We start from the raw sequence: 16,550 nt of genomic DNA, 5'->3' as shown, positions 1-16,550 counted from the left end.
TGGGCCCGGTGGGGCTCGAACCCACGACCCATGGATTAAAAGTCCACTGCTCTGCCAACTGAGCTACAGGCCCGGGCACCCAATCTACCGGGGTATCGTGGCCGGGGTATGAGCGCAGCCGACTTCCATCGACCGGTGCGGATGCCCTCCGGGGCGTTCGAGGGATACGAGGGCGCCGCCGACCCGGCGCAGCTGAACCGCGCCGCCCACGACAGTGCGACGGCGCTGCTCGCGCGGGTGCGCGAGGACCCCGACCCCGAGGTCGTCGAGCGCCTCGTGTCGTTCACCGACGAGCACGGCATCGACACCGTCGCCGAGCTCTGGTCGCGCGCCGGCGCCCGCAGCCTGCCGGGCGCGCTCTGGCGCATCTACCTGCTGCGCGCCCTGATCCGGCAGGACCCGGTGGGCATGGGCGTCGTCTACGAGCAGGGGGCGCAACTCGCCACGACCGGCGACCGCGTCGTCGCCGGCGCGGCCTCGCCGACCGGCCCCGACGAGGTGCTCGCGCTCGCCGACCAGATCCTGCGCGGGGCGTTCACCGGCGACTTCGCGATCGCGCTCGAGCGCGCGGCGTCGTTCTGCCGCATCACGGCGCTCGGCGCCGCGGGCCTCGCCGACACCGCCGACCTCGCCGACTCCGAGCGGGGCGGCGCGCTCACCACGCGCGCACTGCGGCTCAGCCAGCTCGCGGCCGAGCTGTCGGCGTGCGCACGCCTGTGGCGGCGCGAGCGGCTGGACTGACCGCCCCTGCCCCTGCCTCGCCCCGCCCATGCCCCCGCCGCCGCGACCGGCCGCGGAGTTGAGCGGGACTCGCGGACGCGCCCGGGCGGCGACGATATCGCGCCCGGCGAACGGGAATGAAACGACCCGCTCCGTCTGTTTACACTGGTCGTGGCCGGTCGCAGTAACCCCGGGCTCCAATTCTCGCCGCTACGAGCGGCCTCGCGCCGAGAGGCGTTCTGCGGCCGGCCGCCAGCATGTCCGGGCACGGTCTAGCATCGAGCTGTGCCCGAGACCTTCACGCTGCTGATCACCCCGCTGCCGCACGACGCGGTGGTCGACGACGAGACGCTCCGGGCGACCTTCGTCGAGGTCGACCAGGCCGAGCCAGCGCTGCGCGTCGGCGAGCTCAGCACGCAGCGCGGCGACGGCATCTTCGAGACCCTCGCCGTCGTCGACGGGCACGCGCAGGAGCTGCATCCGCACCTCGCGAGGCTCCGCAACTCGGCGCGCATCTGCGACCTGCCCGAACCGCACGTGGGCCAGTGGGAGGCCGCCGCCGCCCGCGCGGTGGCCGCACTGCCGTCGACGGGGGAGTACGCGCTGAAGCTCGTGCTGAGCCGCGGCGTCGAGCACGGCCCCGCGCCCACCGCGTGGCTGCACGCCTTCCCCGCCGCCGACCAGACCCGCGCCCGCACCGAGGGGCTGCGGGTCGTCACGCTCGACCGCGGCTTCGACCTCGGCACGCCCGACCGCGCCCCGTGGCTGCTGCTCGGCGCCAAGACGCTCTCGTACGCGGTGAACATGGCGGCCATCCGCGAGGCGCACCGACGCGGCGCCGACGACGCGCTGTTCGTCACGAGCGACGGGTACGTGATGGAGGGTCCGACCTCGTCGGTCATCCTGCGGCACGGCGACGTGTTCTCGACGCCGGCGCCGAGCGGCGCGATCCTGCGCGGCACGACCCAGGTCTCGCTGTTCGAGCACCTCGCGGCCACCGGCGAGACCACCGAGGTGCGCGACATCCCCGTCGCCGAGCTCGAGACGGCGGATGCCGCGTGGCTGGTCTCCAGCGTGCGCATGGCCGCGCCCGTGCGCGCGATCGACGGGCGCGAGCTGCCCGTCGACCCGCGCACGGCGGCGTTCAACGCCTACCTGCTCAGTCCTCGGGACTGAGCTCCGCCGTCGCGCGCTCCAGCTCGACTGCGGCCATCACGGCCTCGGCGACGGCGGGTGCGACCCGGTCGTCCAGCGGACTCGGCACGATGCGGTCGGCGGCCAGGTCGTCGCCCACGATGCCCGCGATCGCGCGCGCGGCGGCGAGCTTCATCTCCGTCGTGATGCGGCGCGCACCCGCATCGAGCGCGCCGCGGAAGATGCCCGGGAAGGCCAGCACGTTGTTGATCTGGTTCGGGAAGTCGCTGCGTCCCGTCGCGACCACGCGGGCGTGCCGTGCGGCCACGTCGGGGTGCACCTCGGGGTCGGGGTTCGACAGGGCGAACACGATCGCGTCACGGGACATGCGGGCGATCGTCTCCTCGGGCACGGTGCCCGAAGAGACGCCGATGAACACGTCCGCGCCCTCGAGCGCCTCGTCGATGCCGCCGGAGACGCCGCGCGGGTTGGTGCGCGCCGCGTACTCGGCCTTGACGCCGCCCAGGTCCTCCCGTGCACCCGACAGGATGCCGCGCGAGTCGAGCAGCACCACGTCGTCGACGCCCGACCGCAGCAGGATCTCCGCCACCGCGATGCCCGCGGCGCCCGCGCCCGAGATCACCACCCGCAGCGAGCGCAGGTCGCGGTCGACGACGCGGGCGGCGTTCAGCAGTGCCGCCAGCGCGACGACCGCCGTGCCGTGCTGGTCGTCGTGCATGACCGGCATCTCGAGCGCCTCGATCAGCTTCGCCTCGAGCTCGAAGCAGCGCGGCGCCGCGACGTCCTCGAGGTTCACCGCGCCGAAGCTCGAGCGCAGCCGCACGAGCGTCTCGACGATCTCGTCGACGTCGGTGGTCTCGAGCACGAGCGGAATGGAGTTCAGCCCGCCGAACCGACGGAACAGCGCCGACTTGCCCTCCATCACCGGCAGCGACGCCGAGGCGCCGATGTCGCCGAGGCCGAGCACGGCCGTGCCGTCGCTCACGACGGCGACGAGCCGGCTCGCCCAGGTGTACTGGCGGGCTGCATCGGGGGCGTCGCGGATGGTGCGGCTCACCTGCGCGACGCCCGGCGTGTAGGCGATCGAGAGGTCGCGTTTGGTCTCCAGGGGAGATGCGAGGGCGATCTCGAGCTTGCCGCCGTCGTGCGCGGCGAAGATCTCCGCATCGGTGAGCGTGATCGGGGTGCGGGTGGGGGTGCCGGGGGGGAGGGGCTCCGTGGTCATCGTCGACTCCTTCGGGTCGCGGGCGCGCGGCAGCGTCGGATGCCGTCGCCCGGGGTGCGGGTGCGGGTGAGGGCGGGAGCCGCAGGGAGTCGTCTCGCCGTGCGGGCGGCCGTCGTGGGGCGGCGCGAGTGCGCCGCGCGTCCAGGGTGCGCACCGCTGGTGTGCGATCGCGGGGCGGTGCCGAACGGGTGATCCTGCACCGTGGTGCGCCCCACGCTAGCAGCGGGGGCGGCCGCCGCACAGGGACCGAGGCGGAGAAATGTGCATGCTTTTCTGCACCGGGGCGGGATGCGGCCACGGCGCCAGACGACGGATGCCCCGGGGGAACGCGCCCCCGGGACATCCGATCGTGCAGGTGCGCCCTACCCGAAGCGGCCCGACACGTAGTCCTCGGTGGACTTCTGCGACGGGTTGGAGAAGATGGTCGTGGTGTCGTCGTACTCGATGAGCTTGCCGGGCTTGCCGGTGCCGGCGATGTTGAAGAACGCGGTGCGGTCGGACACCCGCGAGGCCTGCTGCATGTTGTGGGTCACGATCACGATCGTGTACTCCTGCTTCAGCTCCTCGATGAGGTCCTCGATCGCGAGCGTCGAGATCGGGTCGAGGGCCGAGCACGGCTCGTCCATGAGGATGACCTCGGGCGACACGGCGATCGTGCGCGCGATGCAGAGGCGCTGCTGCTGACCGCCCGACAGGCCGGAGCCCGGGCGGTCGAGGCGGTCCTTGACCTCGTTCCAGAGGTTCGCGCCGCGCAGCGACGTCTCGACGAGGTCGTCCGAGTCCGACTTGGAGATGCGGCGGTTGTTGAGCTTCACGCCCGCCAGCACGTTCTCCTTGATCGACATCGTGGGGAACGGGTTCGGTCGCTGGAAGACCATGCCCACCTGGCGGCGCACGAGCACCGGGTCGACGCCCGTGCCGTACAGGTTGTTGCCGTCGATGAGCACCTCGCCCGAGACGGATGCGCCGGGGGTGACCTCGTGCATGCGGTTGAGCGTGCGGAGGAAGGTGGTCTTGCCGCAGCCCGACGGGCCGATGAACGCGGTGACGGTACGGGGCTCGATCTCGAGGCTCACGCCCTCCACGGCGAGGAACTTGCCGTAGTAGACGTTGAGGTCGTTGACTTCGATGCGCTTGGACACGTGTTTCCTTTGCTGGCGGCTCAGCGGCCGGTCTTCGGGGCGAAGTAGCGGGCGACGAGGCGGGCGACGAGGTTGAGGGCCATCACGATGATGATGAGCGTGAGCGCGCCCGCCCAGGCGCGGTCGAGGTACGCCTCGGGCGGGTTGCCCTGGTTCGCGTACTGCGTGTAGACGAACACGGGCAGCGAGCTCATGCGGCCCTCGAAGAGGTTGTAGTTCATGCTGGCGGTGAAGCCGGCGGCGATGAGCAGCGGCGCGGTCTCGCCGATGACGCGGGCGATCGAGAGCATGATGCCCGTCGTGATGCCGGCGATCGAGGTGGGGAGCACGACCTTCACGATCGTGAGCCACTTCGGGACGCCGAGGGCGTACGACGCCTCGCGCAGCTCGTTCGGCACGAGCCGCAGCATCTCCTCGCTCGAGCGCACGACCACGGGGATCATCAGCACCGCGAGCGCGATCGCGCCCGCGAAGCCGGTGCGCGTGCCCGGCCCGAGGAAGAGCGAGAACAGCGAGTAGGCGAACAGGCCGGCGACGATCGACGGGATGCCCGTCATGACGTCGACGAGGAAGGTGATGCCCCGCGCGACGGCGCCGCGACCGTACTCGACCAGGTAGATCGAGGTCATCAGGCCGATCGGGATCGAGATGAGCGCGGCCATGCCGGTCATCTCGAGCGTGCCGACGATCGCGTGCAGCGCGCCGCCGCCCTCGCCCGTGATGTTGCGCATGGAGTACGAGAAGAACTCGATGTCGAAGCGGTTGGCGCCGAGGGTCACCACCGTGACCGTGACGGAGATCAGCGGGATCATCGCGATCACGAACGCGCCGATCACGAGCGCGGTGACGAAGCGGTCCATGCCGCGGCGGCGACCCTCGACCAGCGAGGAGAACAGCCACACGCTCAGGGCGTAGAGGACGCCGCCGACGATGAGCCAGGCCGCGTAGTTGAACTCGGTCTCCGACGCGATGGCGATGAGCCCGAGCACGGCCCCGACGACCGCGAAGGCGACGCCGAAGACGATCCAGAGCGCGTAGGTCGGCAGCTTCGCCGCGGCGAGCGAGTTGGCGACGGAGGTCCTCGCCCGGTCGGGACGGGTGGTCGTGGTGGCCATCAGTTCGCTCCCGAGAATTCCTTGCGCCGGCTGACCATCCAGCGGGCGAAGGCGTTGACGCCGAAGGTGACGATGAACAGGATCAGGCCCGTCGCGATCAGCACGTTGATGTTGATGCCGTACGCCTCGGGGAAGCTCAGCGCGATGTTGGCCGCGATGGTCGACGGGTTCACCGAGGTGAGCAGCTGGAAGGTGATCGCGCCGGTGGCGGAGAGCACCATGGCGACGGCCATGGTCTCGCCGAGCGCGCGGCCGAGGCCGAGGACGCCCGCCGACAGCATGCCCGGGGCGCCGAAGGGGAGGACCGCGGTGCGGATCATCTCCCAGCGCGTCGCGCCGAGCGCGAGCGCGGCCTCCTCGTGCAGCTTCGGCGTCTGCAGGAAGACCTCGCGGTTGATCGCGGTCATGATCGGCAGCACCATGACCGCGAGCACCACGGCGGCCGTGAGGATCGTGCGGCCGGTGCCCGAGACGGGCCCGTTGAAGAGCGGGAACCAGCCCATGTTGTCCACGAGCCAGGTGTAGAGCGGCTGCACGGCCGGCGCGAGGACGCCGATGCCCCAGAGGCCGAAGACGACCGAGGGCACCGCGGCGAGCAGGTCGACGATGTAGCCGAGCGCCGACGCGAGGCGGCGGGGCGCGTAGTGCGAGATGAACAGCGCGATGCCGATCGACAGCGGCATCGCCAGCAGCAGCGCGAGGGCCGCCGCCCAGACCGTGCCGAACAGCAGCGGCCAGACGTAGTCCCAGAAGTTGGTGGTGAGGATCGACGCGTCGTCGGAGGTGGCGAACAGCGCCGGCACGGACTGGACGATCAGGAAGATCGCGACGGCGCCGAGCGTGACCAGGATCATCGCACCGGCGAAGACGGCAGATCCCGAGAAGACGCGGTCGCCGGCTCGTTGCTTGGCCCTGATGGGCGGGGCCTGGGTGGTCATCTGGTGGGGATCCTCGTGGTCGATGGTACGGGGGACGCGCCGGAACGGCGGTGCCCGACCCCGTGCGATTCGCCTCTCACGGGGTCGGGCATCAGCCTAATTACTGGATGGAGTCGATCGCAGCCACGACCTGCTCGCGCAGGGTCTCCGAGATCGGGGCGGAACCGGCGCTCGCCGCCGCCTCGTCCTGGCCCTCGGGGCTGGCGATGTAGCCCAGGTACGCCTTCACGAGCTCGACGTTGGCCGAGTCGGCGTACTGCTCGCAGGCCACCAGGTAGCTGACGAGCACGATCGGGTAGGCGCCCGACGCGGCGGTGTCGCGCTGCAGCTCGATCGCGAGGTCGTGCTCGCCACGGCCCTCGACGAGCGGCGAGGCGTCCACGACGGCCGCAGCGGCCTCGGGCGAGTACGGCACGTACTCGTCGCCGACCTTGACCGCGACGGTGCCGAGGTCGCCGGCGCGCGAGGCGTCCGCGTAGCCGATGGTGCCGGTGCCGTTGGTCACCGCGTCGACGACGCCCGAGGTGCCCTGGGCGGCCTCGCCGCCCTCGAACGGCCACACGCCGTCGGCCTCGTAGGTCCACACGTCGGGCGCAGCCACGCCGAGGTAGTCGGTGAAGTTCTCGGTGGTGCCCGAGTCGTCCGAACGGTGCACGGCGGTGATCGCCTGGTCGGGCAGCTCGACGCCGTCGTTCTGCGAGGCGATCGCGTCGTCGTTCCAGTTGGTGATCTCGCCCGCGAAGATGCCCGCGACGGTGTCGGCGTCGAGGTTCAGCGAGTCCACGCCCTCGAGGTTGAAGATCACGGCGATCGGGGAGATGTACAGCGGCAGCTCGACGATGCCGGTGTCGGGCGCGCAGGCCTGGAAGTTGCCCTCCGCGACCTCCTCGTCGTTGAACGCGCGGTCGGAGCCGGCGAAGTCGCTGGCGCCCTCCTGGAAGGTCTCGCGTCCGGCGCCGGAGCCCGACGGGTCGTAGTTGACCGTGACCTCGGGGTTGGCGGTCTGGAAGGCGGCGATCCATGCCTCCTGGGCCGAACCCTGGGAGGAGGCGCCGGCGCCCACGAGGGTGCCGGAGAGGCCGGAGTCGGAGTCGGTGGAGGCCGATCCCTCGTTGGCTGCGCACGAGCTGAGCGCGAGCACTGCTGCGGCGGCGATTGCGGCGGGGGCGCCGAAACGCTTGAGATTCACGGGTGATTCCCTTCCGGGTTCGGATGCAGGTTGCGGGCCGGAGATCCCCGACCCGCGAGCGACGGTACGCAGCACGAGTGACGCGTCGCCTCCCCGTCGGTGAACGGGAGGTGAACGACCGGGAACCAGACGGGGTGGCCCGCTCAGCGCCGGGCGGGGTGCGTCTCCACCGCCACGATGCCCGACGCCGGGTTCGCCGCCGACAGGTGCACGACGCTGAACCCGCCCGCATCCATCTCGGCCGCATCGTCGGCGTAGGTGCCGATCGGCGTGCCGGTGGCGAGTGCGATCTCCCGCATGATCTGCGGCAGCACCGGGCGGTGGCTGCAGATGACCGCGGGCTTGCGCGCCCGCACGCGCTTGCCGATGATCCGGCGCACGTCGGCCGTGCCCGACTCCCAGGCGTCCTGGCTGAGGTCGTCCGTGCGCTTGATGTCGATGCCGGCCGCCGCCGCGAGCGGGGCCACCGTCGTCACGCAGCGGGTCGCCGGGCTCGACACGATCCGCTTCGGTCCCCACGCCTCGAGCGTGCCGACCAGCGCGGCGGCCTGCTGCACGCCGCGCTCCACGAGCGGGCGCTTGGCGTCGGGCTTCTTCCCCCAGCCGTTGCGCGATCGCGCCTTGGCGTGCCGCAGCACGATCAGCGGCACCGTGCTCGTCACGCCGTCCTCGACCAGCGCGGCGAAGCGGTCGAGGAGGTCGACGTCGGGCTGGTAGCTCAGGTAGCCGCGTGCGCGCTTCAGCGTGACCCACTCGAGCGCGGCGACCTCGCCGTTGGGCACGAAGGTCGAGGTGCGCACGGCCTCGTCGGAGACCTCCGCCGCCCAGTAGTGCACGACCTTGTCGCGTCCGTTCGGCATCGCGTACCGGTTCTCGCCCAGCGGCACGCCGAGTGCGATCGACAGGCCCGTCTCCTCCTTGATCTCGCGCACGGCGGTCTCGGGCAGGCTCTCGCCGGGGTCGACCTTCCCCTTCGGGATGGTGACGTCGCCGTACTGCGTGCGGTGGATGACGAGGACGTGCAGCCTCCCGTCGATCCATCGCCAGCAGACGGCGCCGGCCGCGTAGACGGCGGCCGCGCTCACCGGCGCGTTCCCGTGCGCGTGCGCTGTCCGATCTGCTGCATGAGCGCGTTCTGCAGGTCGTCGAGCGGGCGGCCGTCCTCGTCGGTCGCGTGCCGCGTCCAGACCCCGTCGCCGCCGAGCCACCAGGAGGAGGTGCCGTCGTGCATGGCCCGGTCGAAGTTCGCGCCGACCTCGGCGATGTGCCCGCGGTCGGTGAGGCGCACGAGCGCCTCGACGCGGCGGTCGAGGTTGCGGTGCATCATGTCGGCGCTGCCGATGTAGACCTCGGGCTCGCCGTCGTTGTGGAAGGCGAAGATGCGCGAGTGCTCCAGGTAGCGGCCGAGGATCGACCGCACCCTGATGTGCTCGCTCATGCCCGGCACGCCCGGCTTCAGGCTGCAGATGCCCCGCACCCACACCTCCACCGGCACGCCCGCGTTCGACGCGCGGTAGAGCGCATCGATGATGGCCTCGTCGACCATCGAGTTCACCTTGATCCGGATGCCGCTGGGCTTGCCGGCCTCGGCGTTGCGCGCCTCCTGCGAGATGCGCTTCAGCAGGCCCTTCCGCAGGTGCAGCGGGGCGACCAGCAGCCGCTTGAACTTCTTCTCGATCGCGTAGCCCGACAGCTCGTTGAACAGGCGGGTCAGGTCCTTGCCGACCTGGCCGTCGGCCGTGAACAGGCCCATGTCCTCGTACAGGCGGCTGGTCTTCGGGTTGTAGTTGCCCGTGCCGATGTGGCTGTAGTGGCGCAGCTCGCCCTTCTCCTGGCGGATCACGAGCGCGAGCTTGCAGTGGGTCTTCAGTCCGACGAGCCCGTACACGACGTGCACGCCGGCCTTCTCGAGCTTGCGCGCCCAGGTGATGTTCGCGGCCTCGTCGAAGCGGGCCTTGATCTCGACGAGCGCGAGCACCTGCTTGCCCGCCTCGGCGGCGTCGATCAGCGCCTCGATGATGGGGCTGTCGCCGGAGGTGCGGTACAGCGTCTGCTTGATGGCCAGCACGTCGGGGTCGTGCGCCGCCTGCTCGAGGAACGCCTGCACGCTCGTCGCGAACGACTCGTACGGGTGGTGCACGAGCACGTCCCGGCGGTCGATGGCGGCGAACACGTCCGCCTGCAAGTTCGTCTCCGACGGGCGCAGCTGCAGCGCCGTGGTCGGCACGTGCGGCGGGTAGTGCAGGTCGGGCCGGTCGATCCTCGCGATGTCGAAGAGCCCGCCGAGGTCGAGCGGCGCGGGCAGGCGGTACACCTCCTGCTCGGTCACGTCGAGCTCGCGCACGAGGAGGCCGAGCGTGACGTCGTCCATGTCGTCGGTGATCTCGAGCCGGATGGGCGGCCCGAACCGGCGGCGGAGGAGCTCCTTCTCGAGTGCCTTGATGAGGTTCTCGGTCTCGTCCTCCTCGATCTCCACGTCCTCGTTGCGGGTGACGCGGAAGACGTGGTGGTCGAGCACGTCCATGCCCGGGAACAGGTCGGAGAGGTGGTTCGCGATGAGCGACTCGAGGGTGACGTACCGCGCGTCCTCGACGTTCTCGGCGTCGCTGACCCGGATGAACCGGGGGAGCATCTGCGGCACCTTCACGCGCGCGAACTCCTGCTTGCCGGTGCGGCTGTTGCGCACCCGCACCGACAGGTTCAGCGAGAGCCCCGAGATGTAGGGGAACGGATGCGCCGGGTCGACCGCGAGCGGCATGAGCACCGGGAAGATCTGCGCGCCGAAGTACTCGTGCAGGCGGTCCTGCTCGGGCGCGTCGAGGTCCTCCCAGGCGACGATCCGCACGCCGGCCTCTGCGAGGGCCGGCCGCACGAGGTCCTGGTAGGCGCGGGCGTGGCGCTCCTGCAGTTCGTGCGCCGCCTTCGAGATGTCGCTCAGCACGTCGGCCGGGGCCCGTCCGACGTTGGTCGGCACGGCCAGTCCGGTGTTGATGCGGCGCTTCAGCCCCGCGACGCGCACCATGAAGAACTCGTCCAGGTTCGACGCGAAGATCGCGAGGAAGTTCGCGCGTTCCAGCACCGGGACCGCGGGGTCCTCGGCGAGCTCCAGCACGCGCTGGTTGAACGCCAGCCAGCTGAGCTCGCGGTCCAGGTACCGTTCGGCCGGCAGTTCCGGCGCTCCCGCGACGTCGAGCGGCTCGAAGTCGTCGTCGAAGTCGCTGCTGGTCCGCTCTTCGCTCTCGGTGAGGGTGGAGTCGGCGTTCATCCCCTCATCATGCCACCGGGGCGGAGGGGATCGACATGCCCCGCGTGAACGCGCGGTTACGGCTCGCGGATCGCGACCGGAAGCGCGGTCAGCGGCTGCCGACGGCCATGTCGCGCTCGTCGTCCTCGTGGACGTTGAATCGGTAGCCCACGTTGCGCACCGTGCCGATCAGGCCCTCGAGGTCGCCGAGCTTCGCGCGCAGGCGCCGCACGTGCACGTCGACCGTGCGGGTGCCGCCGAAGTAGTCGTAGCCCCACACCTCGCTGAGCAGCTGCTCGCGGGTGAACACGCGCGACGGGTGCGCGGCGAGGAAGCGCAGCAGCTCGAACTCCTTGTACGTGAGGTCGAGCGGCTTGCCGTGGACCTTCGCCGAGTAGCTGGCCTCGTCGATGATCACGCCCGACGTCTGGATGCGCTCGGAGGCCGGCGCCGCCGCGGTGCGGCCGATGGTCAGGCGGATGCGGGCATCGACCTCCGCCGGGCCCGCCGACTCGAGGATCACGTCGTCGACGCCCCACTCCGGGCTCACCGCCGTCAGGCCGCCCTCGGTGACGACCAGGATGAGCGGCACCGAGAGACCGGTGGTGCGCAGGATCTGGCAGAGCGCCTTCGCCCCGGCGAGGTTCGACCGCGCGTCGACGAAGACGAGGTCCGAGTCCGGCGCCCGCACGAGCTGGTCCGGCGACGCCGGGATGACCCGGGTGCGGTGCGTGAGGAGGGCGAGGGCGGGGAGCACGTCGTTGTCGGCGGCCGACGTCAAGATCAACAGCTGCGCCACGCAGACCCTCCTGGAGTAAGGTCTGGCCATACTATCGTGCCCGGGAGGGGCCGACGGACGCCGGCCGGGAGGGGAAGCATGGACGAGCGCGCCGGGAACCGGCTGTGGTGGGCGAGCGTCGTGCCGGTCTGGGCGGCCGCGCTGGCGGCATCCGCCCTCGTGGTGCTGGTCGCACCCGACCGCCCGGTGGCCTGGCTGTCGGTGAGTCTCGGCGGATGCATCGTGCTGGCGTTCGCGCTGCAGCTGGCGACGCGCACGCCGGCCGGCTACCTCGCACGGGTGCGGGACAGCCTCGGCGGGGCGGTCGTGATCATCGGCGTCGCCGCCGTCGCGCAGGTCCTCGCGCAGGCGCTGAACGGCTAGACTCGGGCCATGGAGTCCTCCCTCGTCGCCCTCGAACTCGTCTACCTCGGCCTGCTCGGACTCGCGAGCGTCACGATCGCGTGGATCAGCGGCGTGGTCGTCTACAAGCTCTTCAAGGGCCAGCGCTAGCACGATGCTCGAGATCCCCGTCGACCTCCCGGCGGAACTCGTCCCGCTCTCCTGGCTGATCGGCACCTGGGAGGGCACCGGGGTCATCGACTACCGCATCGGCGAGGACTCGGTCACGCACGAGTTCGGCCAGCGCGTGCAGTTCGCCCACGACGGCGGAGCCGTGCTCCAGTACTCCTCGGTCGCCTGGCTCCTCGACGCGCCCGACGGCACCGCGCGCGAACTGCCCTCGGAGGTCGGCTACTGGCGGCTCGCCCGGCCCCTCGGCGACGGCGACCCGGGGCCCGGCATGCTGCCGGCCGCCGGCGCGACCGCCTACGGCGACGCCGAGGCCGTGGAGTCGCTCCGCAACGACGCCGACGGCTTCGACCTGCAGGTGCAGCTCGTGCATCCCGACGGCGTCGGCGAGCTCTACCTCGGTCAGGTGGCGGGGCCGCGCATCGACCTCGCGACCGACGCGGTCGTGCGGGCCGAGGGCGCGAAGCCCTACGCCGCCGCCACCCGGCTCTACGGCCTCGTCGAGGGCCACCTGCTCTGGGCGTGGGATGTCGCGGCACTCGGCCAGGACCTGCGCACCCACGCGTCGGCTCGACTGGCGAAGGTGGGCTGATGGTCGACTCGCCGCTCCTGTCCGTCCCGGGCGCCGTGCCCGCCGAGGGCGTCGACGCGGGCGTCGCCGCCCACTACGGCAACCCCATCGTCGAGCAGCGCGACCTCGAGCGCGGTGACGCGCTCGTCGACTGCTCGGTGCGCGGGGTGGTCCGGGTCGAGGGGCCCGACCGGCTGAGCTGGCTCGACTCGATGGCCAGCCAGTCGCTCGCCCGACTCGTGCCGGGCGAGGCCGCCGAGGCGCTCTTCCTCGACGCCGCCGGCCACGTCGAGCACGCCGTGCACGTGCTCGACGACGGCACGTCGACGTGGCTCGTCGCCGAGGGCGGCGACGCCGACGCGCTCGGCTCGTGGCTCGACCGCATGCGCTTCATGCTCCGGGTCGAGGTGTCCGTGCGGACCGACGAGCTCGCGGTGCTCGCCGCCGCGTCGGGCGACCCGGCGTCGCTGCTGCCCGAGGGCGTGGCCGTCGCCGCGCCCGCCGGCGTGCCGCTGGTGTGGCGCGACCCCTGGTCGCACGTGGTCGCGGGCGGGTTCCAGTACGCGACCGACCCGCAGCATCCGGCCGCCGAGTGGACCTGGAGCGAGATGCTGGTCGAGCGCGAGGCCCTTCCGGCGCTCGCCGCGGCCGCGACCGCGGGTCGCGTGCGCATGGCCGGTGCCCTCGCAGCCGAGGCGCTGCGCATCGCCGCCTGGCGGCCGCGGTTCGCGACCGAGGTCGACGAGCGCTCGCTCCCGCACGAGCTCGACTGGCTGCGCACCGCGGTGCACCTGTCGAAGGGCTGCTACCGCGGGCAGGAGACCGTCGCGAAGGTGCACAACCTCGGCCGTCCGCCGCGACGCCTGGTGATGCTGCACCTCGACGGCTCCGACACGGTGCTGCCCGAGCACGGGGAGGTGGTCGTCGCGATGAAGCAGCTGCCCGAGGGCGAGCCCGAGCGGCGCGCGGTCGGCACCATCACCGCGAGCGCCCTCCACCACGAGCTCGGTCCGATCGCACTGGCGATCGTCAAGCGCGCGGTGCCCGACGACGTGCCCGTGATCGTCGAGTCGCACGGCATCGACGTCGCCGCATCGCAGGTCGCGGTCGTCCCGTCCGGGGCCGGTGCCGCCGTCGAGGTCCCGCGCCTGCCGAGGCTCGGCATCCACCGGTGAACCTGCGCGGCATCGCCCGCACCGTCGACGTGCGGCGCATGGTCGACGCCGCCCCCGCGATCCTGCAGGTGACCGTCACCGCCGTCGCGTCCTATGCGTTCGCCTCGTTCGTGCTCGGACACGAGCGCCCGCTGATCGCCGCGCTCGTGGTCATCTCGTCCCTCGGCTTCGTACGCGACGCGCGCCCGATCCGCGTGCTCGAGACGGTCGTCGGCATGACGCTCGGCATCGCGCTCGCCGAGGTGCTGCTCATCGTCGCCGGGCAGGGCATCCCCCAGTACGCGCTCGCGCTCGCCGTGACGCTGCTGGTCGCGCGGCTCGTCTCGCCGTCGGCGGCGTTCGCCGTGGCGGCGGCGCTGCAGTGCACGCTCGTCATGCTGATGCCGCTGCCCGAGGGCGGGCCGTTCACGCGCACCGTCGACGGGCTCGTCGCCGGCGCCTTCGCGCTCGTGGCGACCGCGATCATCCCGCGCGACCCGCGGCGCACGGCCGCGCGCGAGGGCCGCCGGCTCGTGCACGAGCACGTCGCCGTGCTCGGCGCGTTCGCCGACGCGTTGCGGCACGGCGACGCCGATGCCGCGGAGCTGGCCCTCTCCCGGGCGCGCTCGACGCAGCCCGTGGTCGACGCCTGGACCGCCGCCGTCGACTCGGGCGTCGCGATCGCGCGCATCTCTCCGTTCGGCCGGCGCAGCCGCTACGACCTCGACCGGCAGCGCACCATGCTCACGGGGCTCGAACTCGCCACGCGGAACCTGCGGGTCGTCGCCCGGCGCACGGCGTTCGCCGAACGCGACGGTGCCCGCCGACCCGGACTCGCGGAGCTCTTCGCGCGCACCGCGGCCGCGGTGGGCATCCTCGCCGACGCGATGGGCGACGTCGAGCATGTCGTCGTCGCGCGACAGTCGGCCATCGAGATCGCCAAGCACCTCGACCCCGAGCGCATCGTGCCGGACTCCGGCGCCGTCGCGGAGCGCAACGTCGTGCACGCCCTGCGGCCGTACCTGGTCGACGTGCTCGTGGCGACGGGGCTCGACATCGCGGCGGCCCGCGACGCGCTCGCGCCGCTCTGAACGACCGGCGGGTCGCACGCCGCCCGCGCATCCGGCACGGCCCGGGGCATCCGCTCAGGCCGGCGCGACCGCCGACCAGGCCACCGTGACCTCGCCGAGCCGCCAGCGCCGCACGCCGCCCTCGATCGGCCAGCCCTCCTCGCGGAGCGTCCGCACCGAGCGGATCCAGCGCTGCGAGGGGCCGTAGACCGACAGCGGCGCATGCACCGTCCATGCGCGGTCGAGCGCGCGGAGGAACCGGTGCACGGGCTCGCCCGGCACGTTGCGATGGATCAGCGCCTTGGGCAGTCGCTCCGCCACGACCGACGGCGCCTCCAGTCCGGCCAGGCGCAGCGCGACCGTGAACGTGCGGGGCCCGTCGGCGTCGAGGCCGACCCACGAGGCGATGCGCCCGAGCTCGTCGCAGGTGCCCTCCACGAGCACACCGCCCGGCGCCAGCCGCCCGACGAGCATGCCCCACGCCTCGGCGACCTCGGACTCGTCGTACTGGCGCAGCACGTTGCAGGCGCGGATCACGGCGGGCGCCCGCCCGCCGGGCACCGGCACCTCGAACCCGCCCAGGGCGAACGAGACGGATGCCTCCGGGTCGAACGCCGTCGCGCCGGCCCGCACCTCGGCCAGCTGCGCTCGCGCGCGCCGCACCCGGGCCGGGTCGATCTCGAGGCCGAGCACCTCGACGTCGGGTCGCACCGCCGCCAGCCGGTGATGCAGTTCGAGCGGGGTCACCGCGCTCGCGCCGTAGCCCAGGTCGACGACCAGCGGATCGGCGGCGCGACGGATCGCCGGCTGCGCGGCGATCCAGCGATCGAACCGGCGCAGCCGGTTCGCGTTGGTCGTCCCGCGCGTGATGGAGCCCACCGGCATGGGCCCAGTCTGCCAGCGCGGGCGCCGCGCCCGGGCGGCGCTAGTCTGGGGGCATGCCAGCTCCCTACACGCTCGTGCTGCTGCGGCACGGCAACAGCGAATGGAACCAGAAGAACCTCTTCACGGGGTGGGTCGACGTCGGGCTGACCGACATCGGCAAGGGCGAGTCCGAGCGCGCGGGCGAGCTGCTCGCCGAGCAGGGCGTCCTGCCCGACGTGGTGCACACGTCGGTGCTGAAGCGCGCCATCGTCACCGCGAACATCGCGCTCGAGCGCGCCGACCGGCTCTGGATCGACGTGAAGCGCTCCTGGCGCCTCAACGAGCGCCACTACGGCGCACTGCAGGGCCTCGACAAGGCCGAGACCCTCGAGAAGTACGGCGAGGAGCAGTTCATGCAGTGGCGTCGCTCGTTCGACGTGCCGCCGCCCCCGATCGACGACGACGACCAGTGGTCGCAGGTCGGCGACCCGCGCTACGCCGGCCTCGCCGACGACGAACTGCCGCGCACCGAGTGCCTGAAGGACGTCATCGCCCGCATGATGCCGTACTGGGAGGGCCCGCTCGCCGAGGACCTCCGCGCCGGGAAGACCGTGCTCGTCGCCGCGCACGGCAACTCGCTCCGCGCCCTCGTCAAGCACCTCGACGGCATCTCCGACGACGACATCGCCGGGCTCAACATCCCCACCGGCATCCCGCTGGTGTACACGCTGGGGGAGGACCTCATGCCGCTGAAGCCGGCCGAGTACCTCGACCCCGAGGCCGCCGCCGCGGGTGCCGCCGCCGTGGCCGCGCAGGGCAAGAAGTAGCGCGACGCACACACGACGAAGGGCGAC

At 72.2% G+C, this 16,550-nt stretch carries 16 protein-coding genes and 1 tRNA gene; 7 read left to right on the top strand and 10 right to left on the bottom strand.

The features are described from left to right. Window positions 1-73: transfer RNA gene (locus ABZK10_RS00645), tRNA-Lys, on the bottom strand. Between the two features lie 35 nt (window positions 74-108). Between ABZK10_RS00645 and ABZK10_RS00640 the strand changes: the two genes are divergently transcribed. Both ABZK10_RS00640 and ABZK10_RS00635 read left to right on the top strand, forming a co-directional pair. Further along, window positions 109-741 carry a DNA-directed RNA polymerase subunit beta gene (locus tag ABZK10_RS00640; protein ID WP_353807253.1) on the top strand — a complete coding sequence of 211 codons (633 nt, stop codon included), beginning with the start codon at window positions 109-111 and terminating at the stop codon, window positions 739-741. A 264-nt stretch (window positions 742-1,005) separates the two neighbouring features. Further along, entirely contained in the window at window positions 1,006-1,896 is an 891-nt protein-coding gene (locus ABZK10_RS00635) for an aminodeoxychorismate lyase (protein WP_436408475.1), read from the top strand. Here the strand turns inward: ABZK10_RS00635 and ABZK10_RS00630 are convergent. The 8 genes from ABZK10_RS00630 to ABZK10_RS00595 form a co-directional block, all read right to left on the bottom strand. Beyond that, window positions 1,880-3,100 carry an NAD(P)-dependent malic enzyme gene (locus ABZK10_RS00630; RefSeq protein WP_353807252.1) on the bottom strand — a complete coding sequence of 407 codons (1,221 nt, stop codon included), beginning with the start codon at window positions 3,098-3,100 and terminating at the stop codon, window positions 1,880-1,882. The two genes, ABZK10_RS00635 and ABZK10_RS00630, sit on opposite strands and share 17 nt — an antisense overlap. Before the next feature lie 362 nt (window positions 3,101-3,462). Then, a complete protein-coding gene (gene pstB / locus ABZK10_RS00625; protein ID WP_353807251.1) occupies window positions 3,463-4,242 on the bottom strand; it encodes a phosphate ABC transporter ATP-binding protein PstB in 780 nt (259 codons plus the stop codon). A 20-nt stretch (window positions 4,243-4,262) separates the two neighbouring features. Beyond that, on the bottom strand, window positions 4,263-5,357 hold the full coding sequence (pstA, locus tag ABZK10_RS00620) for a phosphate ABC transporter permease PstA (RefSeq protein WP_353807250.1): 1,095 nt from the start codon (window positions 5,355-5,357) through the stop codon (window positions 4,263-4,265). Then, window positions 5,357-6,295: a phosphate ABC transporter permease subunit PstC gene (pstC, locus tag ABZK10_RS00615; protein ID WP_353807249.1), complete on the bottom strand. Its 939-nt coding sequence runs from the start codon at window positions 6,293-6,295 to the stop codon at window positions 5,357-5,359. Before pstC ends, pstA begins: the two co-directional genes overlap by 1 nt. 100 nt (window positions 6,296-6,395) lie before the next feature. Then, window positions 6,396-7,484, bottom strand: coding sequence for a phosphate ABC transporter substrate-binding protein PstS (locus ABZK10_RS00610; protein WP_353807248.1), 1,089 nt, complete (start codon window positions 7,482-7,484; stop codon window positions 6,396-6,398). A 143-nt stretch (window positions 7,485-7,627) separates the two neighbouring features. Further along, window positions 7,628-8,569, bottom strand: coding sequence for an NUDIX hydrolase (locus ABZK10_RS00605; RefSeq protein ID WP_353807247.1), 942 nt, complete (start codon window positions 8,567-8,569; stop codon window positions 7,628-7,630). Beyond that, window positions 8,566-10,749, bottom strand: a complete 2,184-nt coding sequence (locus ABZK10_RS00600) for an RNA degradosome polyphosphate kinase (RefSeq protein ID WP_353807246.1) — start codon at window positions 10,747-10,749, stop codon at window positions 8,566-8,568. The genes ABZK10_RS00605 and ABZK10_RS00600 overlap by 4 nt, the downstream gene beginning before the upstream one ends. An 88-nt stretch (window positions 10,750-10,837) precedes the next feature. Next, window positions 10,838-11,527, bottom strand: a complete 690-nt coding sequence (locus ABZK10_RS00595) for a response regulator transcription factor (RefSeq protein ID WP_353807245.1) — start codon at window positions 11,525-11,527, stop codon at window positions 10,838-10,840. 78 nt (window positions 11,528-11,605) lie between these two features. Between ABZK10_RS00595 and ABZK10_RS00590 the strand changes: the two genes are divergently transcribed. From ABZK10_RS00590 to ABZK10_RS00575, 4 genes are all read left to right on the top strand, one after another. Next, window positions 11,606-11,890: a hypothetical protein gene (locus tag ABZK10_RS00590; protein ID WP_353807244.1), complete on the top strand. Its 285-nt coding sequence runs from the start codon at window positions 11,606-11,608 to the stop codon at window positions 11,888-11,890. Between the two features lie 133 nt (window positions 11,891-12,023). Further along, a complete protein-coding gene (locus ABZK10_RS00585; protein ID WP_353807243.1) occupies window positions 12,024-12,629 on the top strand; it encodes a nitrobindin family protein in 606 nt (201 codons plus the stop codon). Then, window positions 12,629-13,783 carry a CAF17-like 4Fe-4S cluster assembly/insertion protein YgfZ gene (gene ygfZ, locus ABZK10_RS00580; RefSeq protein ID WP_353807242.1) on the top strand — a complete coding sequence of 385 codons (1,155 nt, stop codon included), beginning with the start codon at window positions 12,629-12,631 and terminating at the stop codon, window positions 13,781-13,783. Before ABZK10_RS00585 ends, ygfZ begins: the two co-directional genes overlap by 1 nt. Further along, window positions 13,780-14,853: an FUSC family protein gene (locus ABZK10_RS00575; protein ID WP_353807240.1), complete on the top strand. Its 1,074-nt coding sequence runs from the start codon at window positions 13,780-13,782 to the stop codon at window positions 14,851-14,853. The genes ygfZ and ABZK10_RS00575 overlap by 4 nt, the downstream gene beginning before the upstream one ends. A 54-nt stretch (window positions 14,854-14,907) precedes the next feature. Here the strand turns inward: ABZK10_RS00575 and ABZK10_RS00570 are convergent, their stop codons facing one another. Beyond that, the gene (locus ABZK10_RS00570) at window positions 14,908-15,717 is read right to left on the bottom strand and encodes a class I SAM-dependent methyltransferase (protein ID WP_353807239.1); all 810 of its coding nucleotides are present in this window, start codon (window positions 15,715-15,717) and stop codon (window positions 14,908-14,910) included. Between the two features lie 53 nt (window positions 15,718-15,770). Between ABZK10_RS00570 and ABZK10_RS00565 the strand changes: the two genes are divergently transcribed. Then, window positions 15,771-16,523 (top strand): phosphoglyceromutase, encoded by a 753-nt coding sequence (locus ABZK10_RS00565; protein ID WP_353807238.1) that lies wholly within the window; start codon window positions 15,771-15,773, stop codon window positions 16,521-16,523. Window positions 16,524-16,550: the final 27 nt, after the last annotated feature.

The organism is Agromyces sp. SYSU T00194 (assembly GCF_040496035.1).
Classification (GTDB): domain Bacteria; phylum Actinomycetota; class Actinomycetes; order Actinomycetales; family Microbacteriaceae; genus Agromyces; species Agromyces chitinivorans.
The sequence above is the reverse complement of the archived record's forward strand: the minus strand, read 5'-3'. Positions and strand labels throughout refer to the sequence as shown.

Excerpts from the sequence above, each read along its gene's own strand:
- ABZK10_RS00640 (WP_353807253.1), top strand. The coding sequence starts at position 109 with ATGAGCGCAGCCGACTTCCATCGACCGGTGCGGATGCCCTCCGGGGCG.
- ABZK10_RS00630 (WP_353807252.1), bottom strand. The coding sequence starts at position 3,100 with ATGACCACGGAGCCCCTCCCCCCCGGCACCCCCACCCGCACCCCGATC.
- pstA (WP_353807250.1), bottom strand. The coding sequence starts at position 5,357 with ATGGCCACCACGACCACCCGTCCCGACCGGGCGAGGACCTCCGTCGCC.
- pstC (WP_353807249.1), bottom strand. The coding sequence starts at position 6,295 with ATGACCACCCAGGCCCCGCCCATCAGGGCCAAGCAACGAGCCGGCGAC.
- ABZK10_RS00600 (WP_353807246.1), bottom strand. The coding sequence starts at position 10,749 with ATGAACGCCGACTCCACCCTCACCGAGAGCGAAGAGCGGACCAGCAGC.
- ABZK10_RS00590 (WP_353807244.1), top strand. The coding sequence starts at position 11,606 with ATGGACGAGCGCGCCGGGAACCGGCTGTGGTGGGCGAGCGTCGTGCCG.
- ABZK10_RS00585 (WP_353807243.1), top strand. The coding sequence starts at position 12,024 with ATGCTCGAGATCCCCGTCGACCTCCCGGCGGAACTCGTCCCGCTCTCC.
- ygfZ (WP_353807242.1), top strand. The coding sequence starts at position 12,629 with ATGGTCGACTCGCCGCTCCTGTCCGTCCCGGGCGCCGTGCCCGCCGAG.
- ABZK10_RS00570 (WP_353807239.1), bottom strand. The coding sequence starts at position 15,717 with ATGCCGGTGGGCTCCATCACGCGCGGGACGACCAACGCGAACCGGCTG.
- ABZK10_RS00565 (WP_353807238.1), top strand. The coding sequence starts at position 15,771 with ATGCCAGCTCCCTACACGCTCGTGCTGCTGCGGCACGGCAACAGCGAA.